We start from the raw sequence: 25,512 nt of genomic DNA on the forward strand, positions 1-25,512 counted from the left end.
CCGGTCAATAGGTATAATCACCTAAATTCATTATAGTTCCTTGGGGTGAGATCATGGATCTGGAGCAACGCACGGTACGCAACATCGGCATCATTTCCCATATCGACGCCGGCAAGACCACCGTTTCCGAGCGGATTCTCTTCTACTGCGGCGAGATCCACCGCATGGGCGAAGTCCATGACGGCTCGGCGACCATGGACTGGATGGACCAGGAACAGGAACGGGGGATCACCATCACCGCCACCAGCACCAGCTGCCGCTGGCGGGAGCTGTGGATCAATCTCATCGACACCCCCGGGCATATCGACTTCACCATTGAAGTGGAGCGCTCCCTGCGGGCGCTCGACGGCGCGGTGGCCATCTTCAGTGCCGTCGAGGGGGTGCAGCCGCAGAGTGAATCGGTCTGGCGTCAGGCGGATCGTTACCGGGTGCCTCGCATCTGCCTGATCAACAAGCTTGATCGCATCGGCGCCAATTACCGGGCGGTTCTGGAACAGATGCAGGAGCGGCTCGGCGCCCGCCCCGTCCTGCTGCAACTGCCCCTGGGGTGCGAAGGGGCTTTCGCCGGGGTGATCGATCTGCTTGACGAGCGGCTGCTGCGTTTTGACGAGACCGATCTGGGGAGTACGGTGCATGCCGAAACGATTCCCGAGGATCTGCGGGAAGAAGTCCGGGCGGCCCGGGAGGCTCTTGTCGAGGCGGCGGCCGATTTCGACGACGGCATTCTCGCCGATTTTCTCGACGGCCGGGAGATCGATCCCTCTCAATTACGCGCAGCGCTGCGCCGGGGCACCCTGGAATGCCGGATTTATCCCGTTCTTCTCGGCTCGGCGCTGCGTAACAAAGGGATTCAGCCGCTGCTTGACGCCGTCGGTGCTTTCCTGCCCTCGCCCCTCGACCTGCCGCCAGTGCTCGCTCGGCATCCGCTCCACCCGGAGCAGGAAGAGTTTTTGCCCAGCGCCGCTGCCGGTCCCTTCTGTGCTCTGGCCTTCAAGGTGCTCGCCGATGAAGGACGCAAACTGACCTACCTGCGTATCTATTCAGGGCGACTCCGGGCCGGGGATGCGGTCTGGAACAGCACCCGGGGCTGTCACGAGAAGGTTGCCCGGCTCTTTCGCATGCACGCCCACCGTCGGGAGCGCCTCGACGAGGCGGGGGCCGGGGACATCGTCGCCGCTGCCGGGCTCAAAAGTGTGCTCACCGGCGACACCCTCTGCGCCGTCGAGCATCCCCTGCTGCTGGCCGGTTTGACTTGCCCCGAGCCGGTGGTCTCCCTGGCGGTGGAGCCGAAGGGGGTGGACGATCGGGACAAGCTGCCGCCGGCCCTGGAGAAGCTGCAATGGGAGGATCCCACTTTCCGGGTGCGGGAGGACCAGGAGACCGGGCAGACCATTCTCGTCGGCATGGGGGAACTGCACCTGGAGGTGCTGACCACCCGCCTGGCGCGTGATTTCGGGGTCGAGGTCAAGACCGGCCGGCCGCAGGTGGTCTACCGTGAAACCTTGGGGCGGGAGGTGGAATGGCGCGAACACTTTCACCGGGAAGTGGAAGGGAAGGTACAGGACGGCGAGGTCTTGCTGCGCTTAACCCCCCTGTCCCGGGGGGAGGGACTACGGATTGTCCTTCCCCCCGAGGAGGGCTGCATGCTGCCACCGGAGTTGCGCGCAGCGGCCCGGCAGGGCTTGGAAGCGGCCTGTGCGGCGGGGCTGGTGGTCGGCTATCCCCTCACTGATCTGCGTGTCGAGCTGGTCGAGGCCCCCTTCGTACCGGGTCTGACCACCGAGCCGGGGCTGCGTGCCGCCATCCAGCGGGGCCTGGCCTTGGCCGCCCGGGAGGGGCGGCCGCTGCTTCTTGAGCCGGTTATGGCTATCGAACTTCTGGCTCCCGGCGATTACGCCGGCAAGGTGCTCGGTTCTCTGCAACAGAAGCGCGGGCGCATCGACGGCATCGAGAGCCGGGGGGAACTGGAGGTGATCCGCGCCCGCGTGCCGCTGGTAGAGATGTTCGGCTACATGACGGAACTGCGCGGCGCCACCAAGGGACGGGGAACCTTCACCATGGAATTCTCCCATCATGACGATGCCCCCCCTGAGGTGCTGAGACGTTTCGGATTGCAGTGACGCTTCGGTTGCCATGGCGTTTTTGCGGGGTGCGGCGGAACGAAAGTTTCCGTGGTCAGCCTGATAAAAAGTTGTTATATTTGCCCTCCGTTCATGAGCTTTTAATATGAAATGCCCTGACGGCGCCTGCTGTAGCGCCTGGCGGCGGCTCCGTTTGCCCAGAAGAGAAGGAGTTTTATGTCTCACTCGCGCCCCCGGGAAGTGCGGCTCAAGGACTATGCGCCGTCGACTTGCCTGGTTGATACCGTTGATCTGCGTTTCGATCTCGATGATGCCCGCACTCTGGTTACCGCCACGCTGAATCTGCGGCGTAATCCTGCTGCCGTTGCGGCACCGGTTCTCACCCTCTACGGTCGCGATCTGGAACTGCTCGGCCTGCGTCTCGACGGCCGGGAGCTTGGCGAAAGCGACTATCGGATCGCCGAAGAAACCCTGACGATTCCGGCGGTCCCCGAAACCTTCACCCTGCAGATCGAAACCGCCATCCGTCCCCAGGACAACGCTTCCCTCGAAGGCCTCTACACCTCCAGCGGCAACTTCTGCACCCAATGTGAACCCGAGGGTTTCCGCAAAATCACCTGGTTTCCCGACCGTCCCGATGTGCTCGCCCGCTATACCACCACCCTTGTTGCTGATCGCGGGCGCTATCCGGTCCTTTTGTCCAACGGCAATCTCGTCGAGAAGGGGGAGCTTGCGGGGGGGCGCCATTTCGCCCGCTGGGACGATCCCTTCCCCAAGCCCAGCTATCTCTTCGCTCTGGTGGCGGGGGATTTGGTCGAGATCGCCGACCGTTTTACGACCGCCTCCGGGCGCGAGGTCGCCCTGCGCCTCTATGTCGAGGCACGCAACCGGAGCAAGTGCGAGCACGCCATGGCCTCCCTGAAGAAGGCCATGGCCTGGGACGAGCAGGTTTTCGGTCTGGAATACGATCTGGATGTCTACATGATCGTGGCGGTGGACGATTTCAACATGGGGGCGATGGAGAACAAAGGACTCAACATCTTCAACTCCAAGTACGTGCTGGCCCGCCCGGAGACCGCCACCGACGCCGACTACCAAGGGATCGAGGGGGTCATCGGCCACGAATATTTCCACAACTGGACCGGCAACCGGGTCACCTGCCGGGACTGGTTCCAGCTCAGCCTCAAGGAGGGGTTGACGGTCTTTCGCGACCAGCAGTTTTCGGCGGACATGGGCTCGGCGGCGGTCAAGCGCATCGAGGACGTGCGCCTGCTGCGCAACAGCCAGTTCCCCGAGGATGCCGGGCCCATGGCCCATCCGGTGCGCCCCGAATCCTATGTGGAGATCAACAACTTCTACACCGCCACGGTCTACAACAAGGGGGCCGAGGTCATCCGCATGTATCACACCCTGCTCGGTCCCGAACGCTTTCGCCAGGGTTTGCGTCTCTATCTGGAGCGCCATGACGGGCAGGCGGCGACCACCGACGATTTTCTGCGGGCCATGGCCGAGGCGGGCGGGATCGATCTTTCCCAATTCGCCCGCTGGTACAGCCAAGCTGGAACTCCCGAATTGCAGATCGAAACCGCTTACGATGCCGCGAGCAAGACCTTCGAACTGCAAGTGCGGCAGAGCTGCCCGGCGACGCTGGGACAGCCGCTGAAAGAGCCGTTTCACATCCCCTTGGCACTCGGTCTGCTCGGTCCCGACGGCCGTGACCTCTCCCTGCGCCTGGCCGGAGAGGCGGCTGCGGTTGGAGCCGGGACGCGGGTGCTCGATGTGCGGCGCGAATGCGAAATTTTCCGTTTTGTCGACCTGAAGGAGCGGCCGGTTCCGTCGCTGCTGCGCGGCTTTTCCGCCCCGGTGCGGCTGCGCGGCGACTGGCCCCGGGCCGATCTGGCCCTGCGCATGGCCCACGACAGTGACCCTTTCAACCGCTGGGAAGCCGGCCAGCAGTTGGCCTGCGATGTGTTGTTGGGGCAGGTGGCGGCGATCTCCGACGGCCGGACGGAGGCTTTTGACCCCCTCTTTATCGCGGCTTTTCATAAAACATTGAATGACCAGGAGAGTGATCCGGCGCTTCTCGCCCTCGCCCTCACTCTGCCCACCGAGACCTATCTTGGTGAGCAGCTGGAGGTCATCGACCCCGCCGCCATTCATCAAGCGCGGGAGGGGCTGCGTCGGCATCTGGCCGAAGCACTGCCCGATGATTTCTTCCGGGTCTATCGCCGTTGCCGGGAGACCGGCCCCTATCGTCCGGAACCGGCGGCCATCGGCCGGCGTAGCTTGAAAAACCTCTGTCTTGCCTACCTGATGAGCCGGGAGGATGCGGACTCCCTCTTTCTGTGTCTGGAGCAGTTCGAGACCGCCGACAATATGACGGATGTCCTGGCTGCCCTCGGCTGTCTGGCCAACAGCGATGGCCCGCGTCGGGACAAGGCCTTGGCGCGTTTCCGCGAACAATGGGCGGATGATCCCCTGGTGCTGGACAAATGGTTCCTGCTGCAGGCGACCTCCCGACGCCCGCAGACCTTGGACGAGGTGCGCCGTCTGATGACGGATCCGGCCTTCAATATCCGCAATCCCAATAAGGTGCGCTCCCTTATCGGTGCCTTCTGTCAGGGGAATCCCGCGCGCTTTCACGCCGTCGGCGGGGAGGGCTACCGCTTCTGCGCCGATCAGGTGCTGGCCATTGATCCCTTCAACCCCCAGGTGGCGGCCCGCCTGCTCGGCGCCCTCAGCCGCTGGCGGCGTTATGACCCGCCGCGTCAGGAGTTGATGGGCATGGAGTTGCAACGGATTCTGGCGACCGAGGGGTTGTCCCCGGACTGTTACGAAATCGCCTCGAAGAGTCTTGCCTGACTCGGAAAAAGGTTTTCATGGAGAATGATAAGGACGCATTGATCATCGGCTGCGGCGACATCGGTCGTCGGGTTGGACGTTTGCTGTCGGCTGCGGGGCGCAAGGTCGCCGGGGTGGTCTTCGGCGAGGAGAGCGCGGCAATGCTCGCCGGGACCGGTATCCGACCGCTGGTTGCCGATCTCAACGACCTGGAGGAACTGCGGGATTTGCCCACCTCCGGGGCGCTGGTCTTTTACTTCGCGCCGCCTCCCGGCGGCGGCATCACCGATCCCAAGGTCCGCAACTTCTGCGCCGTTGCAAGCGGCGGGCGTGCGCCGCGGCGGCTGGTCTATATCAGCACCAGCGGCGTGTACGGCGATTGCGGCGGCGCGGTGGTCAGCGAGGAGACCCCGGTCAATCCCCAGACCTCCCGGGCCAAGCGCCGCGTTGATGCCGAACAGACCCTACTGCTCTGGGGCGCGGAACAGGGAGTTGCCGTGATCATTCTGCGGGTTACCGGCATTTACGGCCCCGGCCGGATTCCCGTTTCGCGTCTCGCGGACGGTCATCCCCTGTTGCGCCTGGAAGAGTCGGCGACGACTAACCGCATTCACGCCGACGACCTGGCCCAAGTCTGTGTTGCCGCCGCCGAGAAGGGGGAGGCGGGGGAAATTTTCAATGTCAGCGATGGTCATCCCAGCACCATGACCGAATATTTCCTGGCTGTCGCCGAGCGGGTCGGTCTCCCTCGGCCACCCCTGGTTTCCCTGGAGGAGGCAAGGCGGGTAATGACGCCGCTGATGATTTCCTACCTGACCGAATCGCGGCGCATGGACAATACCCGTATGCTCAAGCGCCTCGGGGTCAAGCTGCGTTATCCGACTCTGGCCGAAGGGTTGCCGGCGAGCCTCGCCGGGAGCTGACCATGCCTCAGGCTCGCTTCACGTTGCATGTGCGGCCCGAGGAGCTGCTGCGCTACTATCGCGGCCGGGCGACGATGGTGGCGGTGACCGCCGACGACGGCAGCTGCCTGCGTTTTCCGGCGGCGAGCCTGCGTCCCTTCGTGACCCGGGAGGGGGTGCACGGCCGTTTCCTGATCCGCTTCGACGCCCATCTGCGTCTGGTGGAACTGCGGCGCATAAGCGGCTAGGAGGGTTTGCGCCAGAAACCTGTCCTTGGGTCGTGTATACTGTATACTGTATTTAATAGTGTTAATTTTTTCTTTTGTGTGGCATTCTATTGCGCGCGATGCTGTGCGTAGGCGCGGCGACAACAAGAAGGACAAAGGCGCCGGGCAGGCGACAGGGGTGGTTGCCGCCGGGTGTTGAGCTACGAAATAGGGGAGGAGTCTATGCCGATGTTGAAATCCGTTTTAACCTGCCTCTTTGCCGGTTTGCTGTTGACCGGCTCGGGAATCTGGGCGCAAGCCGCGAACCCTCGAGAAATCCCCCGGGACTGCGTCGATTGCCATGATGACAAAGGCAAGGATCTGGCCGCGCGGGGGGGTGCGCACCAGGAGGTCGGCTGTCGCGGCTGCCATGTCGGCCATCCCCTGGAGGGGCGCAAACCCTATAGCGATTGTGCCGAGTGTCACGATCCCGCGGCCTCGCAGCACTACACCCTGCCCGACTGTGCTTCCTGCCATGACCCGCACAAGCCGCTGGATGTCGATTTCTCCCACCTGAAGTCGTCCAGGGAAGTCTGCGCCAGCTGCCACGCCGATCCGATTCCGCCGAAGACCGGCCCCAATCCCCATGCCGAAATGGACTGTAACGAGTGCCATGTCATCCATTCCCAGATGCCCCAGTGCCTCGGGTGTCATGAGCCGCACAGTCAGGAGATGGGCCAGAAGGACTGCCTCGGTTGCCATCCGGCCCACGACCCCAAGTCGGTCAAGATGGATCTGACCCAGCCGCCGGAAGCCTGCGCCAGCTGCCACGGCGCCATCGTCAGTGCCATGAAGAAAAACGGCGGCGCCCATCGCGACATGGGCAACTGTTCCGAATGTCACAAATATCATCCCCCCGAAACGGGCCAACCGCCGGCTTGCGCCGATTGTCATGGGGCCAAGGAGAATAAACATTTCGCAGTCAAGAATTGCACTGGCTGCCACGATCCCCATATGCCGCTGGCCAAGCCCTTGGCCGAGATGAAGAATACCCGCGAAGCCTGCGTCAGCTGTCATCCCGGTCCGGGTGAGGAGATGAAGAAGACCCCCAGCGCTCACTCCCTGATGGAATGCGTCGCTTGTCATCCCCGCCACGGCGAGGCGATGGCCTGCCTTGATTGTCACAAACCGCATAAGGCGACCATGGGCAACCAGGAGTGCGTCGGTTGTCATGCCCCCCATGCGCCGCAGGCGGCGGCGATCAGTACCAATGTCCCCGCCAGTTCCTGCGCCGTCTGCCATGAAGAGACGGTCACCACCTTTGAGACTTCCGGCGCCATGCACAAGGAGAGTCTCGGCGGGTGCGGTGATTGCCATACCAAACATGGCGAAGCCAAATCCTGCCTAGAATGTCACGAACCGCACAGCGAGTCGATGACCGCCAAGGATTGCCTGGCCTGTCATTCGCCCCATGCGCCTGCCGGGCTGGTTTATGATGAATCGGTGGCTCCGGAGCTTTGCGGCGCCTGTCATGAAGGCCCGACGACGGAACTGATCACGCAGGGGGGAGCGCACAAGGAACTCGGCTGCGCCGGCTGCCATGCCAAACACGGCGATATTCCGGCGTGCGCCGATTGTCACGCGCCGACGGAGCGGGCCCATTTCGCCCTTAAGGATTGCGCCTCCTGCCATGCCCCACATGCGCCTCTGGCCAAGCCCCTGTCGGAAATGAAGGATCCTGAGCCGGCCTGCGCTACCTGCCACGGCGGCGTCATTGACGAATTCAAGCGCCATGGCGGCAAGCACCAGTCGGAGGTGGAGTGCCAGGAATGTCACCTGCGGCACCCGGCCAATGGGGAGAAGGCCCAGGTCGATTGCGCCTCTTGCCACGCCCCGGCCGACAAGCCCCATTATGCGCTCAACAACTGTGCGTCCTGCCATCACGGCCATCGCCCGCTGGAGCTCGATTTCGTCAAGGCCGGCGCGGTCAAGGAGGCCTGCCTCAGCTGTCACGAAGGGATCGTCACCGTGACTGAGGGGATTTCCAATCGTCACGACAACCTCGATTGCACCAAGTGTCACCTCACCCACGGCGAAGACACGCCGCAGTGCCTTGGTTGCCATCCTCCCCATGACGACAAGATGGGGGAAAAGGACTGTCAGGCCTGCCATGATCCCCACAATCCCATGGCTATTCGTTATCCGGAGCAGGTTGCCCCCGACCTGTGTGACGCCTGCCATGCGTCGGTGGTGGAGGAACTGAAGGCCAAAGGCGGCGCGCATCTGGATAAGGTCGGCTGCTCCTCCTGCCATCCCAGGCATAAACCGGTCAAGGACAGCGAGCCGCTGGCCTGTGCCGAATGTCATGCCCCCGAGGACAATCCTCACTTTGCCCTGAAGGATTGTCAGTCCTGCCACGGACCGCACTCGCCCCTGGCCAAACCGTTGGCGGAGATGGCCAACGTCGGCGCCGCCTGTATCACCTGCCATGCCCAACCGAAAGCGGATATGGACAAGACGGGGGATGCTCACAGCCGCCAGGCCTGCATCGATTGTCATGCCGAACACGGCTATCTACCTGATTGCCGTGAATGTCACGAACCGCATTCCGAGTCGATGACCCGGGAGGATTGCCAGAAGTGTCATCCTCCTCATGCCCCTTCCGCCCTGGCTTTTGATGCCAAGATCGAAGCCGACCTCTGCGGCGCCTGTCACGAGGGTCCGACCGCGCTTCTCGCAAAGGCCGGCGGCAAGCATCAGGCCGTCGGTTGCGGCGGCTGCCATCAGGAGCACGGGGCGGTACCGGCCTGCGCCGATTGTCATGCGCCGTCCGAGTCGGCTCACTTCGCCGTCGAAGACTGCGTCAAGTGCCATCACCCCCACGCGCCGGAAGTCAAGGATCTCAGCCGTATCCGTGATGTGCGTCCAGCCTGTGTCTCCTGCCACGAAGGCCCTGGCAAAGAGACTATCGACTTCCCCAGCGTCCATTCGGAGATGGGCTGCAACGAGTGTCATCCCAAACATGGCGAGGCTCTGTCCTGCTTCGAGTGCCACGGCCCGCACAGTCCGCAGATGACTTACGAGGATTGTCTGCGCTGCCATGCGCCGCACAAGCCGACCATCGTCGATTTCTCCGGCAATCCTTCCACGGCTCTTTGCGGCGCCTGTCATGCCTCCCAAGTGACGGATCTCGACCGGCAGGGCGGTGCCCATAAGACGGAGATTAGCTGCGCCGACTGCCATGCTCGCCATCCAGGGGTCGGCTGCACCAACTGCCATGCCAGCCATCCCGAGGCGGGGGTCGCCGCGCTCATTTCCTGTGCTACCTGTCATGTCCCCGCGGACAATCCGCATTTCAATGTTGGCGGCTGCGCCCAGTGCCATCCGCCGCATAGCCCGCTGGCCATCGACCTGAAGGCGGTGGAACCGGTCAAGCCGGCCTGTATTTCCTGCCATCCCGCTATCGATGTGGAGCTCCAGTCCTTGCCCAGTGCCCACACCAAGATGGACTGCAACGAGTGTCATGAGGTCCATGGCGAGTATATTTCCTGTCTCGGTTGTCATGAGCCGCACGCACCGGGCATGAGTTACGACGATTGTCTGCGTTGCCACACGCCTCACCAGCCGACGGCCCTGAATTATCCCAAGGAAGTGTCGGGAGCGCTCTGTGGTTCCTGTCACGGCGAAGAGGCCGCCAAGATCGCCGAGAAGGGGGGAGCGCACAAAGAGAAAACGACCTGTGCCGCTTGTCACCCCAGCCATAAACCCCATGGCCAGGAGACGATCCTGAGTTGCCGTACCTGTCATCCCCGGCTGCAGAAGCTTCATTACACCAGCGAGCCCTGCACACCCTGTCATGATCCCCATGCGCCCCTGGAGCTCAATCTCGACAGCCGCAAAGAGGTCAAGCCGGTCTGTGTTTCCTGTCACGCCGAGGTCGGGCGCTTTATGGAATTCAATCCCTCGGCCCATTCGGCGATGGATTGCCGGGAGTGTCATGAAAAGCACGGCGATTTCAAGGAGTGCCTGAGTTGTCATACCGGTCATACACCGGAGATGACCTATGCCGACTGCCTGCGTTGCCATTCGCCACACAAACCGACGGACATCGCCTTTGCCCGGGAAGTCAATCCGGCCCATTGTTCCTCTTGCCACGGTGAGGTGGCCAAGACCATCGATGAGAAGGGGATGGCGCACAAGACGGAGGTGACCTGTGTCGACTGCCACAAGGCCCATCCGCCCCAGACCGAAGGGGTGATGCCCGCATGCGTGACCTGTCACGATCCCGAGGCGAACAGCCATTACCTGGTCGGCGACTGTCTCAACTGCCACGCTCCGCATGCGCCGCTGGAGTTCGATTTCAGCCAGGCCCAGGAAACCCGGGCTGCCTGCCTGAGTTGTCACGGTGAGGTTGATCAGGCGATGCAGGCCAAGCCGAGCAAGCATCTTCAGGTCGATTGCGCCCTCTGCCATCCTACCCATGGCGGCAAAAAGGACTGCGCCGAATGCCATGCGCCGCACAGTCCGGAGATGACCAATGCCGACTGTCTGGTTTGTCACCCAGCTCACACGCCGACGGCGATGAACTTTACCGAGGGGTTGCCGTCGGTCCACTGTGCCGCCTGCCACGGCGAGGTGAACGAGATGTTGGCCGCTTCCCCGGCCAAACATCGGGAGCTCGATTGTGTCTCCTGTCACCAGGGTGAGCACGGTTCGGCCATGCGCTGCGAGGACTGCCACGGCCAGCCCCATGAAGCGGGGCTGCATAACAAGTTCCCGGATTGTCTCAAGTGCCATGTCAATCCGCATAATCTGGCCAACTGGAGGGCGCAATGAGTTGTTGTTCCAGAAACCGTGTCACAAGGAAGGAGAATCCCTTTATGAAGATAGCGGTCCGTTGTCTGTCCCTTGCCCTCTTGGTCCTGGCGCTGGCTCTGCCCGACCGATCCGTCGGGGCGGAGCCCCCCCGGCCTCTGACACCGGGGGACGGCGCGGCCGCTTACCTGCAGGAACTGGAGAAGATGGATACCGCCGAGTGCGGCAAGTGCCACGTGGAAATTTTCAACACCATTCGCGACAAGGGCGGCTTACATCAGCTGGAATGCCGGGAATGTCATCACAAATTCCATACTTTTACGCCTGGTGTGGCTTGGGAAGACCGGGTGCCGGCCTGTAACGATTGCCACGCCGGCGTCCATGACGACGCCTACCCTGAATGTCTCTCCTGTCATCAGCAGGCGCACGCTCCCATTGCCAGCCTTGCCGGCGGTGATAAGCTGGCGGCGGAATGTGCCCGCTGCCATGCCCCGGTGGCGGATCTCATTCAAGCCCATCCCAGCGCCCACGGCGAAATGGCCTGCAACGATTGCCATTCCCAGCAGCACGGCTACAAGCCCGGCTGTAATGCTTGTCACCCCGAACCGCATACCCCTTATCAGGACAACGCTGGCTGCGTGACCTGCCACGAGCCGCACAAGCCGCTGGTCATTGCTTATGATGACCAGGTTCCAAATGCCTTGTGCGCGGGCTGCCACACCGAACCGGCCAAGCTCATGGCCGAAAGTAAAAAAGCCCACAGCGAACTGACCTGTGTCTACTGCCACGCCCATGAGCATGGCAATGTTCCAGCCTGCCAGCAGTGCCACGGAAATGGGCCGCATAATCCCGAATTGCTGAAAGGCTTCCAGGGGTGTACGGAGTGTCATGGCGATCCCCATTCGCTTTCCCTGACCAATCCATGAATCCTCGATAAACATTGAAACGAGAACGCCCCTCCAAGGCATCGAACTTGGGGGGGCGTTCTCGTTTTTGCGGAAGATGTCGATTTGGAACCAGTTAGCGATAGCGCCAAGCGGGGCGATGAATCCAGTAGGGGTTGTAGGAGGGCCAGAAGGGATCGTAGGGGCGCCAGAAAGGGTCGTAATAGGGGCCACCCCAGGGGTAAGCCGGGGAATAGTAAGTGGGATAGGCATAGCCCTGCGGGGCGTGCCAGAGATAGATCTCGCCGATGGTGAAGAGCGGGTAGCGGTAGTCGATCCCCTTCAGCGGGCGGACTTCCTCCCCTTCCAGAGTGCCGGTCAAGGTCACATGCAACCCGGCCTTGAAGATTTCCGGGTCGAGAAAGCTGCCCGTGCGGGCGATGAAACGACCGCCCTGATCCTCCATTTTCAAGGGACGTCCCCAACGGTCGAGGCGGAAGAGCACCACTTCCAGTTCGGTCCCCTCGCGCACCACCCGGGTTTCCACCAGCAAGCCCCCAAGAAGCAGGGTTTTACCCTGGTACGCGGCAGGATCGGCCTTGACCCGGCCATAGTCGACCAAGGGATCAACGGTTTCCAGCGCCTCGCTGGAGAGAACGTGGTGACCACAACCGGAAAAAAACAGCGGCCACAGGCAGAGAAGGCCCAGCAGTAACAGTCCTCGCATGGCAATCTCCTTATCCAGTTTCCTTTGCCGGAGCAACGGCAAGATTTACGATATTCTTCCCATCACGGATTCCCTGATCTTTTACAGTTTAGCGGCCGTCTGGCGGGCGTCAATCCTTGCCGGAAGTTCAGACAAAGGTATTGATGCGGCGGATAAAGGCCTTGAGCAGACCATAGCTGCGGTGGTTGAAGTGCATGGCCAGGCGGGGCAGACCAAGCAGGTTGGGCTGGTCGATCTCTTCCGGAAGCGGACCGCACATGCGCAGGTTGGTGCCCGATTTGAGGATTTCGTTGAATTCGCTTTCTAAAGTAGCCACCTGTTCATGGGTCAGGGGATGGTTCAGACGAATGATGAGCAGGTCGCGGACGAAGCGGCTCGAATGGTAGACACGGTAGAAATTGTCGATGTGCTGGACCGCTTCGACGGGATCACGAGTGATGGAAAAGAGGCTGAAGTCCTCCCCGGAAATCAGGCCCTTTTTGAGCAGGGTCTTTTTCATGAAATCGAAGAGGTTTTCCCAGTAATCCCCCTTGTCATCATCAATGAGTACTAAAGAAACCGGCGGGTTCTTGCCGGTCTGGACCAGGGTCAGGGTCTCCATCGCTTCGTCGAGGGTGCCGAAGCCGCCGGGGAAGAGGGCGACGGCGTCGGCTTCCTTGAGAAAGGCGACCTTGCGGTTGAAAAAGTATTTGTAGGTGACCACATTCTTGGCTTGCGCCATGACCGGATTGGTTTCCTGTTCGAAGGGCAGGCGAATATTGACGGCAAAGGAATTATCCGCTCCGGCCCCTTCGTTGCCGGCCTGCATAATGCCGCCACCGCCGCCGGTAATGACCATATAGCCCCGCTCCGCGAGCATCCGGGCGAAAGTGACGCATTTCTGATAGATCGGCTCACTCGGCTCGGTGCGGGCCGACCCGAAGATGGTCACCTTCTTGCGGTCCCGGTAGGGGCCGAAAATCTTGTTGGTGTAACGCATTTCCTTCATGGTCGTGCGCATCAGCTTGAGGTCGGCCAGGTAATCCGTCTCCTGCCCGGCCTTGAGGGCACTGACGATCATTTCCCGGATCATTTCCGGATGGTGAACGCCGACCTTGTTCATGAGGGTGTCGATCATCTGGTCGATTTCGTTGTTGGTCCGGGTAAAACTCAAGTCCATGGGGTCCATCTCCTTGAAATTGCATGGCTGCGGGGAATTACATAAGTTATTATTCTAGCACAGCCCGATTAGAGTCGCGCAAGAAAAGCACGGTTGCCGAGCCGTTCGGCGCGGATCAACAGGCCGCGCAGGCTCGATCCCGCATAGCGTCGGTCGAAAGCTTCGTAGATCTGGCGCACTTCGGCCTCCAGTTGATAGAAGGCCTTCCGGCTGGGTTCATCCAAGGCGTTTTCCACCACGTCACAGAGAAAGGTGACGCAGTTGAATGGTCGTCGGGAGACATCGAGACGGCAGCCTGCGGGCCCGAGAAAGGGACAGGTGACGGTGAAATCCGGTGTCGGCGGTTCTTCGTCGGCGGCTAGATAGCCGAGAAGGTTGACCAGGGTCAGATGATTGCGCCCCCGGGCGCAGCAGGCTCCGGCGCAGGTGGCGCAATGGCGTCCGCCGTCCGCCGCCTCGAAAAAATCGTGCAGTCGCCGTTGTTGGGCATGAATAGCGCGCAGATTGTCCCTTATCCAGTCCCGCTCGATGATGGGCAGAGCGGCGAATTCGTCGCGTATGCGTGTGAGACAGTCCTGCCAGCGTTGGGGATCGGTCATGGAATCGTTTCCGGGAAAAGGGGAAGGGTACGACGAAAACCGGCGGCATGTCCCTGGGGACATGCCGCCGAAAGCGAACAAAGATGGCCGGAGAGACCTGTAAGCCGGGTTCTGTTCCCCGCATCGGTTACCCTCGGCGGGGCGACGATCATTCCTCTAGGAGCGCCGTTGCCGACGCCCTCAAGCAGCCAACCCGGGAGCTTCGGACGGGCCGTCCTCAAGCGCTCCCCTATTAGGCCTTGCTCCGGATGGGGTTTACCTAGCACCCGACGTCACCGCCGGATCTGGTGAGCTCTTACCTCACCCTTTCACCCTTACCTGCCTAAGCCGTTGGCTTAGGCAGGCGGTCTGCTCTCTGTGGCACTATCCCTGGGGTCGCCCCCGGTCCCCGTTAAGGACCATCCCGCCCTGCGGAGCCCGGACTTTCCTCCCCCTGCCAAAGTCGATAACTTTGGCAAGCGGCGATCGCCTGGTTCTCTCCGACCATCTTTTTGTGTCTGATCTTGCCGCAACGACGTAGTGCGGCCGTTACATCAGTACCTTTACATAGAGGAGACGGTTGCAATGGGGACAGCTCTGAATCTCCTGAACGGTGAAGAGGTTGTTGAAGAGCTGCGGCGGCAGATGCATGTTGCAGCCCGAGCAGGTGCCGTTGCGTGCCTCGACCACGGCCAGTCCGCCCCGGCGCTCGAAGAGCAGCTGGTAGCGTTTGCGCAACGAAACCGGTAACTGATCGAAGAGGCTGTCGCGGTCGTTGATCTGGGTGCCGGTCTGGGCGTCGTATTCGGCCAGCAACTGGGATATTTCCTCCAGACGATCGGCGACCTTGGCTTGCAGTTCGGCGAGTTCCTGTTCCTTTTCCTCACGGTCGCGACTGAGGTTGCTAATCTCTCCGTCCTTGGTTTGGATGCGATCCTGCAAGTCTTTGTTGAGCTTCTTGGCCGTGTCGATCTCTTTAAGGACCGCGACATACTCTTTCTGGGTCTTGATCGACGGCAGATGTCCTTCGGAGCGGCGGATGTTCTGTTCTTCCTGCTCCAGAGCCAACTGCAGGGTTCTGCGTTCTTCCCGAAGCTTGTCGAGTTCGGCCGTCAGGCTCTCGATCATGGCCCGGATCCGGTCCGTCTCCGAGCCCAGGGAGGCCTGCTCCTTCTCCAGGGCTTGACGCCCCTGGCAAACCTTTTGCAGTTCCTGGTCGATGGCTTGCAACTCTTTAAGCAGTCTGATCTTTTCTTGCACCGTACATCCTCCACTGTGCCCGCTCGGGGCTTTGGCAATGTCTAAGAAAAAAGGGAATCAGACCCTCTGAAACGGGTCCGCTTCCCCTTCGGCTGTGTCGATAATGAGTTCCAGGCGCTGTTCCCGCGCCGCCTGTTTCAGGCGTTCCGCCAAGGCGTCGACCATCAGGTGCTCGGTGGCGAAATGCCCGGCGTCGACAAGAGCCAGGCCGAGGCTTTCGGCGTTGCGCGCCTCGTGGTATTTCACGTCGCCGGTCACCAGCACATCGGCCCCTTGGTGCGCTGCCTCATGCAGCAGGCTGGCGCCGCTGCCGCCACAGACGGCAACTTTGGCGATACTCGTGGCCAGGTCGCCGACAACCCGGGGGGACTGAGCGTTCAGCTTCTCCTTGACCCGGTCGGCGAACTGGGCGAGGGGCAGGGGCGTGGCGAGTCGGCCGATCCGTCCCAGACCGATGCCCGGTCGGCTGTTGGCGAGAGGGATGAGATCGAAGGCGACCTCTTCGTAGGGATGGGACTTGCGCATCTTTTCCAGAACCTTGGCGGTCAGTTCCCGGGGGAGAATGGTTTCCAGTCGGATCTCCCTGACCTCTTCGGTCTCTCCCGCCCGCCCGATGAAGGGGGTGCTTCCGGCTCCGGGACGGAAGGTGCCGGTCCCGGCCACCCGGAAAGCGCAGAGGTCATAGCTGCCGATATGGCCGGCTCCGGCACGGTGCAACGCTTCGGCGATGCGGTCTTCGTAACCGGCGGGAATGAAGACCACCAGCTTGAGCAGATCGCCCGGGGCCCCGGCTTCCAAAGGTTGCGGATCGAGAATACCGAGGCGTGTCGCCAGCCAGTCGTTGAGGCCGTCCCGGGCGCGATCCAGATTGGTATGGGCGGCGAGCACCGCAATCCCCTCGCGCACCGCCCGGAAGAGAATCCGGCCGGTTTCGTCCTGAGGGGTCAGGCGTTTGAGAGGGCGGAAAATCAGGGGATGGTGACAGACCAGAGCCTGCGCGCCCCGACGCAGGGCTTCGGCGAGAGTGGCCTCGGTGGGGTCGAGGGCGACCAGTATGCGTTCCACCGGCATGCCCGGATCCCCGACCTGCAACCCGACATTATCCCATTCCTCGGCGAGAAAAGGGGGGTAGAGCTTGTGCAGGAGTCCGGTCAGATCCTGCAAGCGGGTGGTGGATGGCTGGGTCATGGCACTTCGGGAAAAAAAAGAGTGCAACCTGGGTATCGTTGCACTCTTCGTGTTCAGTAGCGAGGATATGTGAAAATGAGCAGTCGTCTCATCGCTTTCCTATGGTGGTGGGCCCACCAGGATTCGAACCTGGGACCAACCGGTTATGAGCCGGTGGCTCTACCAACTGAGCTATAGGCCCAAAACGAAAAATCAGTTTAGGCGCGCGAAGAGCTTCCGTCAAGAAAAAAAATCAATTTTCGACAAAGCTTTTGAGGCGTTTGGCCCGGCTCGGGTGGCGCAGTTTGCGCAACGCCTTGGCTTCGATCTGGCGGATGCGCTCGCGGGTGACGGCGAAGTCTTGGCCAACCTCTTCGAGGGTATGATCGGATTTTTCGCCGATACCGAAACGCATGCGCAACACCTTCTCTTCCCGTGGGGTGAGGGTCGACAAGACGCGGGCGGTCTGATCGGAAAGGTTCCCCTTGATCACCGCTTCGAGGGGGGAAACCACCCCCTTGTCCTCAATGAAATCCCCCAGCGAGGAGTCCTCCTCCTCGCCGATAGGCGTCTCCAGGGAGATCGGCTCCTTGGCGATCTTCAGCACCCGCCGCACCTTCTCCAAAGGGAGCTCCATGCGCTCGGCGATCTCCTCGGGGGTCGGCTCGCGACCGATTTCCTGCACCAGTTGGCGGCTGGTGCGGATCAGCTTGTTGATGGTCTCGATCATGTGCACCGGAATACGGATGGTGCGCGCCTGGTCGGCGATGGCTCGGGTGATCGCCTGACGGATCCACCAAGTGGCGTAGGTGGAGAACTTGTAGCCGCGCTGGTATTCGAACTTGTCCACCGCTTTCATCAGGCCGATGTTCCCTTCCTGGATCAGGTCCAAGAACTGGAGGCCGCGGTTGGTGTACTTCTTGGCGATGGAGACGACCAAGCGGAGGTTGGCTTCGACCAGTTCGGTTTTCGCCGACTTGGCCCGCCATTCTCCTTTGTGCACCTCCTTGAGGGATTCGAGCAGTTCCTCGGGAGCGAAGCCTGATTCTTCCTCGACCTTCTTGAACTTGCGTTGGGCGCTCTTCAGGCGTTTTTCGATGACCAGCAGGGTCTCCATGGGAACGGTCAGTTCCTCCGAAACCTTGCGCGCTTCCTCCTCGCACTTGCGCATGCGCCTGAGCTGGCGTTTGATTTCCTTGTGCGGGCGATCAAGCTCCTTTTCGCAGGCGCCGACCTCGGCCATCCCCTTCTTGACCTGTTCGGCCAGTTCCTTCAGGCGGTCGACGATTTTGGCGATCTGGAAATCCTTCAGGCGGATCTGCCGCAACAGTTCGGTGGTTTCGACCTTGATTTCCTTGCATTCCTTGTCAAGAGCCTTCTTCTCTTCCTTGGCGATCTCGCCGGCCATCTGTTCCTTGACCGCCATGAAGCGGACATCCAGTTCGCGGATCTGACCGATCAGCCCGATCAGCCGCTGGCGCTGGTTCTCTTCCGCTTCGCTGCCTTCTTCCTCTTCGTAATCCTTGGTGATTTCGGCAACGCTGATCTGCCCCCGCTCAAGTCGCTCGCCCAGGGTGATGACTTCCTTGAAGGCGATCGGAGTCTTCATGACAACCCGGGCGACGAGCGCGTCCCCTTCCTCGATGCGCTTGGCGATCTCCACCTCCCCTTCCCGGGTGAGAAGGGAGACCTGACCCATTTCGCGCAGGTACATGCGCACTGGATCACTGGTGCGACCGAGGGTGCCGGCCTCGAATTCCTCTTCCTCCCCTTCCTCTTCTTCGTCGAGGCCATCTTCATAAGCCGGCCCCTTGCGCAGGGAGATCTTCTGCTCGGTGTCGACGACCTCGATATCCATGTCACCGAACATGCTCATGACATCTTCGAGCTGATCGGAAGAGACCATGTCCGCCGGCAGGGCGTCGTTGACCTCGTCGTAAGTCAGAAAGCCCTTTTCCTTGCCCAGATCGATCAGTTGCTGAACTTCTTCAACCCTGGTTTTTTTCGACATGCGTTGGCTTCCCCTCTGGGTTCACGGATGAACCGGTGGAATCTTCTGGTTTGTTCCCGTTGCTATTTCTTCAATTCTCGGCTGAGGCGCAGGCGCTCGGCCTGGCAGGTGGCCGCGCGTTCCCTCTCGCCCTTCGCCTCGGCCCGGCGGATCTCCTCGTCGAGGTTTCGGATGCGTCGTTTCAGCGCCTCCGCGAAGACCGCCCGGCGGCAATCCTGAAGGATGCGCGGGCGTTCCTCGGCGAAGGCTTTTTCGTCTTTGACAAGAATACCCGATAAAATCGCTTTATGCTCTTCATCGAGGCACTCAAACAGGAGCGATTCGGTCAATATTTCTTCTTCCCGGCTACGGGCGATGATCCTTTCGGCGATTTGCTGCCGGTGGGGATCGAGAAAAAGTTCCCCGATCCCCTCGGCGACGACTTCCGCGCGCACGGCGGCGTCAGCGAGCAGCAACCGCAGCAGCCAGTCCTGGGCTTTGATCTCCCGGGACGGCCCCGGCCCGCCGCGATGGGTCGGAATGGCCGGATGGACGGCGGCGGGGGGGGACGGCGGTGGAGGGGGAGGCTTCGGCACGACCGGAGTGATCGCTTGGGCAACCCTTTTCTCCAGCAAATCCCGGGCCAGACCGGTGCGTTCCGCCAAGTTGCCCAAGTACAGGCCGCGCTCGATCTCGCTCGGCAGCAGCTTGAGCCGGGCCAGGAATTCCTCGGTGGCCCGCGCCCGTCCCTCGATGTCTTCCCCCTGCTCGTCGAAAAGAGCATCGAGATAGACCTCAAGCACAGGCCGTGCCTGATTCAGCCGTTCGGCGAAGGCCTCGGGCCCGGCTTTGCGCAGGAAGGAGTCGGGATCATCACCACTGTCGAGGGCGACCGCCGCCACCGAAAGGCCGAGGGGAAGGAGCACCTCCATGGCGCGGAAAGTCGCTTTGCGTCCGGCGCGATCCTGGTCGAAGAGGAGCAGCACCTTTTTGGCGTAGCGCTGCAGCAGCCGCCCATGTTCTTCGGTGAGAGCCGTACCGCAGGTCGCCGCGGCGTTGGCAAAGCCGGCCCGGTGCAGGGCGAGATGGTCGAAATAGCCCTCGACCACGATCGCCGTGTCGTTCTTGCGCATCGCCTCGCGTCCCTGGGCCAGGCCGTAGAGCATCCGGCTCTTGTGGTAAAGGGGTGATTCGGGCGAATTCAGATATTTGGGCAGGCGCTCGTCGAGCACTCGACCACCGAAGGCGGCGACCTTGCCGTCGAGGGCGATGATCGGGAAGAGCAGGCGGTTGCGGAAGAGATCGTAATCTCCGCGGCCTTCCTTTCCCGGACGAATCAGCCCCAGTTCCCGGGCCTCGCCGACGTCGAAACCTTTGCGCGCCAGATGCTCAGCGAGGCCGTCCCAGCGCTCCGGAGCGAAGCCGAGCCTGAAAGCCCGCGCCGTCTCGCCATCATAGCCGCGTTTGCGCAAATACTGGCGACCCGGCGCCCCTTCCGGGGTGTCGAGCAGAATCTGGTGATAGTAGTCACAGGCGACCTCGTTCATCCGCGCCAGACGCTCTCGTTCCTCGCGGCGCCTCTGTGCGGCCGGGCTCAGGGTCCCTTCCTCGATGTGGATGCCGACTCGCTCGCCGAGTTTGCGCACCGCCTCGGGGAAAGCCAGCCCCTCCATGCGCATGAGAAAAGAAAAGACGTCACCGCCCACGCCGCAACCGAAGCAGTGAAAGATCTGCCTGGCGCTGTTGACGTTGAAGGACGGAGTCTTCTCGCCGTGAAACGGACAGAGGCCGAGGTAGTTGTGCCCGGAACGTTTGAGGGCGACGTAGGCGGAAATGACCTCGACAATGTCGGTACGCTCGCGGATTTCGCGGATGGTCTCTTCGGCGATCTGTCCCGTCATCCGTTCCTCAGTTCGACGATGGTCACATTATCCCCACCCTGGGGCAGATCGGCGGCGTGGTAAGCCTTAACCTCCCGGTGACCGCCGAGAAAGTCCCGCACTGCCCGACGCAAAATACCCTCGCCGCTGCCGTGCACCACCTCGACTTGGCGCTGGTTGTGGAGCAGGGCGTCGTCAAGAAAGCGGTCCAGCAGAAGCAGGGCATCCTCGACTCGTTTGCCGACCAGCAGCAACCGGGGGGAAAAGCCTTCCCGCTCAATGCGGCCGCGTACCTTCCCTTCCCCCCGCCGGGCGAAGCGCCGGGGGCTGAAGGCTTCGAGTTGGGGCAAGGGGAGCCGCAGCTTTTTCCCCTGGATTGACAGTTCGACGCTCTCGCCGTCCCGTCGCAGCACTTCCCCCTCGGCGTTCAGGGCGGGGATGCGCAGCAATTCGCCGATTTGCACCTCACGGGGGGCTTTGCCTCGGCGCACCGGTTCCGGGCTCAGCTCGGCCAGTCCTGTGCGTACCTCGCGCAGTTCAGCAGTCAGCTGCGCTTGGCTGCGGGCGCCGACAGCGGCGGACCCGGCCTCACGCAGCACCTCCTTGAGCTTTCGCTCCGCCTCCCGCACCAGTTGCTCGCCGCGTCGGGTCGCCTGATCGAGCAGCTTGCGCTTCTGCTCTTCCAGTTCGTGCAGGAGTTTTCGGCGTTTTTCCCGTTCCTGTTCGGCCCGGCGTTTCAGCGTCGTCGCCTCGGCCAGTTCCCGGTCGAGATCCTTGCGTAGCCGGTTCAGTTCTTCAAGGAGTTCCAACCCCTCCCGTTCCCCTTGGCCGAGATAGGTCGAGGCGCGCTCCAGGACCTCTTCGGGGATGCCGAGTCGGCGGGCGATGGTGAAGGCGTTGCTGGCGCCGGGGATGCCGTAATGCAGCCGGTAGGTCGGCGCCAAAGTCTGCCGGTCGAACTCGACGGCGGCATTTTCCACCCCCGCTTGCAGATGGGCATAGCCCTTGATCAGATTCAGGTGGGTGGTCACCACCGTCCGCGCCCCCCGTCGGCGCAGGCTGTCAAGAATCGCCATAGCCAGCGCTCCGCCTTCGGCGGGGTCGGTGCCGGTGCCGACTTCATCCATCAGTACCAAGGAATTGCCGTCGGCTTCTTCGAGAATGCGCCCGATGCGGCGCAGGTGTCCGGAGAAGGTCGAGAGGTTTTCCTCGATGCTCTGTTCGTCGCCGATGTCGGCGAAGACCCGGTCGAAGAGTCCGATGCGGCTGTCGGGATGACAGGGGATCGGCAGCCCCGAGCGGACCATCAGGGCGAGCAGGCCGATGGTCTTGAGCGCTACGGTTTTGCCGCCGGTGTTGGGGCCGCTGATGACCAGGGTATCCGCCGTCTCGCCGAGGAGCAGGTCGACCGCCGTCACCGGCTGCTCGCGTCGGCGCCCATCGGGATGAAAGAGCAGCAGCGGATGGCGCGCCTGGCGCAGTTCGAGAAGCGGCGTCGTCGTCAGGTGCGGTGCTACGGCGTCGCAGGCGCGGGCGAAGAGCCCGGCGGCCGAGCGCAGGTCGAAGTGGGCAAGCAGCTCCTGGTTGCGCGTCAGGTTTTCCGCCTCCCGCCGAACTTGGGCCGAGAGGCGGCGGAGAATGCGCTCCTCTTCCCGCTTTTCCTCCCGCGCCAGGCTGTGCAGCTCGTTGTTCCACTCCAGAACCGCCACCGGCTCGACAAAGAGGGTTTGGCCGCTGGCCGATTCATCATGGATGAAGCCTTTGACCTGGCCGCGATGATCGGCCCTTACCGGCAGCACGTAGCGACCGTTGCGCTCAGTGATGAGGCGCTCCTGAAAGGCCCCGGCCAGCTTCTCCGAAGCGAGCAGGTCTTCCAGCACCCGTTTGATGCGCCCGCGCAGTTGGCGGAGCTGTTGGCGCAGATCGCCGAGCTCAAAGGAGGCACCGTCGAGGATCTCCCCTCGCGGCCCGATGCTCCGGCGGATTTCCTGTTGCAGGTTGCGCAGCAGTTCGAGCTGGGCTGCTCGTTCGGCGAGAAGCGGCGCCCGCTCCCGATCGCCGAAGTAGTTGCGGGTGTCGCGGGCCGCCTCGATGCTGGAGAGCACATCGAGGAGCACTTCCGGAAGCAGGAAGGTGCCTTCGGCGTGCAGTTGGCGCAAGGGTTCGCGTAGGTCACGGCAGCCGCTCAGGGGCGGGCGTCCCTGAGCGGTGAGAAGCGCCATCATCTCCGTGACCTCGGCCAGGGCCGTGGTCACCTCCGACCGCTCCGCCAGAGGCGTCAGGGCAAGGACGCGATCCTTGCCCGGTGGGCTCAGGGTGAACCCGGCCAGCAGTTGGGTAATTTTGTCGTATTCGAGAACCCGCAGGCTCGCTTCGATCATGCGTTAGCCGGCATCCCTCTCAGATTTTGGTTTTGTCCTTCGTCGCGGGCGGCTGTCCCTTGTGGGCGTCCAGGACGGTGACGCTCCCCTTGAAAATCTTTTCTCCGAACTGAACGAAGGGGGGAGCCAGTTCGGAGTGTTCCAGCAGGCGACCCATGGGGCCGGGAAGCTGGATCATGGAAACGCCGAAAAGGACCACGGCCAGCAGCAGGGCTCCCTGGGCCAAGCCGAAAAGCCCCCCGGCAACGCGGTTGAAGCCGCCGAGAAAGAGGAGCTTGACGACCTTCGACAGGAGGTAGCCGAGGACCGCGAAGAGCAGCACCGTGGCCAGAAAAACCAGGAGAAAGGCAGCGATGACGCAAGCCGGCAGCGGCAGACTGAAGGACTGGGCGAGGCTTTCGGCCAAAGGCGCGTGAAAGCGGAAAGCCAGAAACGCCCCGAGCAGCAGTCCGATGAGAGAACAGAGCTCTTTGAGGAGTCCCCGGAGCAGCCCTTTGAGCAGAAAGGCCCCGAGGATGCCGAGGATCGCGATGTCAACGCCATTCATGCCGCTGTCCGTCAGGCCAGCCGGGCCTTGACCAGCTCGCTCACCATCCGGCCGTCGGCGCGGCCGACGGTCTTGGCGGTGACGATTTTCATCACCTTGCCCATGTCGCGGGCCGAGGCTGCACCGGTTTCCGCCACCGCCGCCTCGATGATGGCTTTAATCTCTACTTCGCTGAGTTGCTGCGGCAGAAATTCCTGGATCACCGCCATTTCCCGTTCCTCTTTTTCGGCCAGATCGGCCCGGCCACTGTCCCGATAGACCTGGGCCGATTCCCGGCGCTGCTTGACCAGGGAGGAGAGGACGCCGATCACCGCCTGATCGTCGAATTCCTGTCGCGCTTCGATCTCCTTGTTCTTGATCGCGCTCTTGACCAGGCGGATGGCATTGAGCCGCAGGGAATCCTTGGCCCTCATAGCTTCTTTCATGGCGGTGTTCAGTTGTTCTTGCAGACTCATGGTCGGTTCCTTTTGCATGCGAAAAGAGCTTTAAGATCGCCTTGCGCCTCTGATTTTATTTGGTTCGGCTTTCCTTCTCTTCGATGCCGCTTATGCCGAAGCGGCGGCGCAGTTCGGCGTAGATCCGCTCCGGCGGCAGATCGTAGTAGCCGAGGAGGATCAGGGTGTGAAAGAAGAGATCGGCGGTTTCGTAGACCACCTCTTCGGGATTGCCCCCCTTGCCGGCGACGGCGGTTTCGGTGGCTTCCTCGCCGATCTTGCCGAGAATCTTGTCCAATCCCTTGGCGAAGAGGGAAGCGACATAGGATTTTTCCGTCGGGTTCTGACGGCGCTCTTGGATGACGTGATAAACCGCGTCGAGGATATCCTGGCGACCGTAGATGGCCGCCGCGTCGACCTGCTTTTCGCCGATGGTGTGCGCGCCGCTTTCGTCCCAGATCCGGTAAAAGCAGGAGTGATGGCCGGTATGACAGGCCGCCCCGGTCTGCTCGACGGTGAGCAGCAGGCAGTCGGCATCGCAGTCAAAGCGGATTTCCCGCACCTGTTGAATGTGGCCGGAAGTCTCCCCCTTCATCCACAGCTTGCGTCGCGAGCGGGAATAGTAGTGGACCTTGCCGGTAGCGACGGTGAGATCGACCGCCTCGGCATTCATGTAAGCGAGCATCAGCACCTCGCCGGTCGCCGCGTCGCGGGCGATAGCGGGCAACATGCCTTGGGCGTCGAATTTGAGCTGTGATGAAAGGGACATAGGACAACCTTTATGGCAAGGGGCGCACTGCTGTGCGTCCGGAACAGTGACGACGGCATAAGAGAGGGAGCACGCGGTGCGCCCTGACGACTTGTATTTATAAACGCACCGGCACGCCGTGCTTGCGCAGATATTCCTTGCACTCGCCGATACTGTACTCGCGGAAATGGAAGATGCTGGCGGCCAAAGCGGCACTGGCGCCCCCTTCGACCAGCCCTTCGCGGATGTGTTCGAGGTTGCCGACGCCGCCCGAGGCGATCACCGGGATTTTGACCCGATCGCTGACGGCGCGGGTCAAGGGGATGTCGTAGCCGTCCTTGGTACCGTCCTTGTCCATGGAGGTGAGCAGGATCTCGCCGGCGCCGTAGCCTTCCATGCGTGCCGCCCATTCGACGGCGTCGATGCCGGTGCCGTTGCGGCCGCCGTGGGTGTAGACCTCCCAGCGGACCGGGTCCAAGCCGGGCATCCGGCGGGCATCAATGGCGACGACGATGCACTGGGAGCCGAAGCGCTCGGCGGCTTCGCGGACGAATTCGGGGCGATGCACGGCGGCGGTGTTGATCGAGACCTTGTCCGCCCCGGCGTTGAGCAGGTTGCGGATATCGGCGATCTCCCGCACCCCGCCGCCGACGGTAAGGGGCATGAAGACCCGCTCGGCGGTGCGCGCCACCACCTCAAGAATGATGGCGCGCTTGTCGCTGGAGGCGGTGATGTCGAGAAAGGTCAGTTCGTCGGCACCCTGGGCGTCGTAGGCTTCGGCGGCCTCCACCGGGTCGCCGGCGTCACACAACTCGACGAATTGAACCCCCTTGACCACCCGGCCATCCTTGACGTCGAGGCAGGGGATGATGCGTTTACTCAGCATGATGTCAATGTACCCAAGGTAAGAAC

18 protein-coding genes, 1 tRNA gene and 1 other RNA gene are annotated in these 25,512 nt (G+C 62.1%); 6 read left to right on the forward strand and 14 right to left on the reverse strand.

Annotation, left to right across the window (positions count from 1 at the left end; all coding sequences use genetic code 11):
• The first annotated feature begins 53 nt into the window (after positions 1-53).
• The 6 genes from fusA to RBR25_RS02160 all read left to right on the forward strand — a co-directional run bounded on the left by fusA (position 54) and on the right by RBR25_RS02160 (position 11,771).
• Complete coding sequence (gene fusA / locus RBR25_RS02135) at positions 54-2,120, forward strand: elongation factor G (protein WP_432817879.1); 2,067 nt, start codon at positions 54-56, stop codon at positions 2,118-2,120.
• A gap of 177 nt (positions 2,121-2,297) precedes the next feature.
• Positions 2,298-4,943: an aminopeptidase N gene (gene pepN, locus RBR25_RS02140; RefSeq protein ID WP_432817880.1), complete on the forward strand. Its 2,646-nt coding sequence runs from the start codon at positions 2,298-2,300 to the stop codon at positions 4,941-4,943.
• Positions 4,944-4,960: 17 nt separating this feature from the next.
• Positions 4,961-5,845 (forward strand): SDR family oxidoreductase, encoded by an 885-nt coding sequence (locus tag RBR25_RS02145; RefSeq protein ID WP_432817881.1) that lies wholly within the window; start codon positions 4,961-4,963, stop codon positions 5,843-5,845.
• Between the two features lie 2 nt (positions 5,846-5,847).
• Positions 5,848-6,072, forward strand: coding sequence for a DUF2835 family protein (locus RBR25_RS02150; protein WP_432817882.1), 225 nt, complete (start codon positions 5,848-5,850; stop codon positions 6,070-6,072).
• Between the two features lie 201 nt (positions 6,073-6,273).
• The gene (locus tag RBR25_RS02155) at positions 6,274-10,866 is read left to right on the forward strand and encodes a cytochrome c3 family protein (RefSeq protein WP_432817883.1); all 4,593 of its coding nucleotides are present in this window, start codon (positions 6,274-6,276) and stop codon (positions 10,864-10,866) included.
• A 44-nt stretch (positions 10,867-10,910) separates the two neighbouring features.
• Complete coding sequence (locus RBR25_RS02160; protein ID WP_432817884.1) at positions 10,911-11,771, forward strand: cytochrome c3 family protein; 861 nt, start codon at positions 10,911-10,913, stop codon at positions 11,769-11,771.
• 94 nt (positions 11,772-11,865) lie between these two features.
• Here RBR25_RS02160 and RBR25_RS02165 read toward each other — a convergent pair whose 3' ends face one another.
• The 14 genes from RBR25_RS02165 to hisF all read right to left on the reverse strand — a co-directional run bounded on the left by RBR25_RS02165 (position 11,866) and on the right by hisF (position 25,486).
• The gene (locus RBR25_RS02165; RefSeq protein ID WP_432817885.1) at positions 11,866-12,456 is read right to left on the reverse strand and encodes a Slp family lipoprotein; all 591 of its coding nucleotides are present in this window, start codon (positions 12,454-12,456) and stop codon (positions 11,866-11,868) included.
• A 127-nt stretch (positions 12,457-12,583) separates the two neighbouring features.
• Positions 12,584-13,615: a TIGR00730 family Rossman fold protein gene (locus tag RBR25_RS02170; RefSeq protein WP_432817886.1), complete on the reverse strand. Its 1,032-nt coding sequence runs from the start codon at positions 13,613-13,615 to the stop codon at positions 12,584-12,586.
• A gap of 68 nt (positions 13,616-13,683) precedes the next feature.
• Positions 13,684-14,214 (reverse strand): hypothetical protein, encoded by a 531-nt coding sequence (locus tag RBR25_RS02175; RefSeq protein ID WP_432817887.1) that lies wholly within the window; start codon positions 14,212-14,214, stop codon positions 13,684-13,686.
• Positions 14,215-14,299: 85 nt separating this feature from the next.
• Positions 14,300-14,695, reverse strand: an RNA gene (rnpB, locus tag RBR25_RS02180) — RNase P RNA component class A.
• Between the two features lie 47 nt (positions 14,696-14,742).
• Positions 14,743-15,453: a zinc ribbon domain-containing protein gene (locus RBR25_RS02185; protein WP_432817888.1), complete on the reverse strand. Its 711-nt coding sequence runs from the start codon at positions 15,451-15,453 to the stop codon at positions 14,743-14,745.
• Between the two features lie 57 nt (positions 15,454-15,510).
• Positions 15,511-16,641, reverse strand: coding sequence for a Nif3-like dinuclear metal center hexameric protein (locus RBR25_RS02190; protein ID WP_432817889.1), 1,131 nt, complete (start codon positions 16,639-16,641; stop codon positions 15,511-15,513).
• 105 nt (positions 16,642-16,746) lie between these two features.
• Positions 16,747-16,822 (reverse strand) — tRNA-Ile (locus tag RBR25_RS02195).
• Between the two features lie 51 nt (positions 16,823-16,873).
• Entirely contained in the window at positions 16,874-18,631 is a 1,758-nt protein-coding gene (gene rpoD, locus RBR25_RS02200; protein WP_432817890.1) for an RNA polymerase sigma factor RpoD, read from the reverse strand.
• A 62-nt stretch (positions 18,632-18,693) separates the two neighbouring features.
• Positions 18,694-20,511 carry a DNA primase gene (gene dnaG / locus RBR25_RS02205; protein WP_432817891.1) on the reverse strand — a complete coding sequence of 606 codons (1,818 nt, stop codon included), beginning with the start codon at positions 20,509-20,511 and terminating at the stop codon, positions 18,694-18,696.
• On the reverse strand, positions 20,508-22,871 hold the full coding sequence (locus RBR25_RS02210) for an endonuclease MutS2 (protein ID WP_432817892.1): 2,364 nt from the start codon (positions 22,869-22,871) through the stop codon (positions 20,508-20,510). Before RBR25_RS02210 ends, dnaG begins: the two co-directional genes overlap by 4 nt.
• Before the next feature lie 19 nt (positions 22,872-22,890).
• Complete coding sequence (locus RBR25_RS02215; RefSeq protein ID WP_432817893.1) at positions 22,891-23,418, reverse strand: CvpA family protein; 528 nt, start codon at positions 23,416-23,418, stop codon at positions 22,891-22,893.
• Between the two features lie 11 nt (positions 23,419-23,429).
• Positions 23,430-23,873, reverse strand: coding sequence for a GatB/YqeY domain-containing protein (locus RBR25_RS02220; RefSeq protein WP_432817894.1), 444 nt, complete (start codon positions 23,871-23,873; stop codon positions 23,430-23,432).
• 55 nt (positions 23,874-23,928) lie between these two features.
• A complete protein-coding gene (gene hisIE, locus RBR25_RS02225; protein WP_432817895.1) occupies positions 23,929-24,621 on the reverse strand; it encodes a bifunctional phosphoribosyl-AMP cyclohydrolase/phosphoribosyl-ATP diphosphatase HisIE in 693 nt (230 codons plus the stop codon).
• Positions 24,622-24,718: 97 nt separating this feature from the next.
• The gene (gene hisF, locus RBR25_RS02230; protein ID WP_432817896.1) at positions 24,719-25,486 is read right to left on the reverse strand and encodes an imidazole glycerol phosphate synthase subunit HisF; all 768 of its coding nucleotides are present in this window, start codon (positions 25,484-25,486) and stop codon (positions 24,719-24,721) included.
• Positions 25,487-25,512 lie beyond the last annotated feature (26 nt).

Origin of the sequence: Trichloromonas sp. (genome assembly GCF_034006665.1) — a bacterium.
In the GTDB taxonomy this organism is placed as follows: domain Bacteria; phylum Desulfobacterota; class Desulfuromonadia; order Desulfuromonadales; family Trichloromonadaceae; genus Trichloromonas.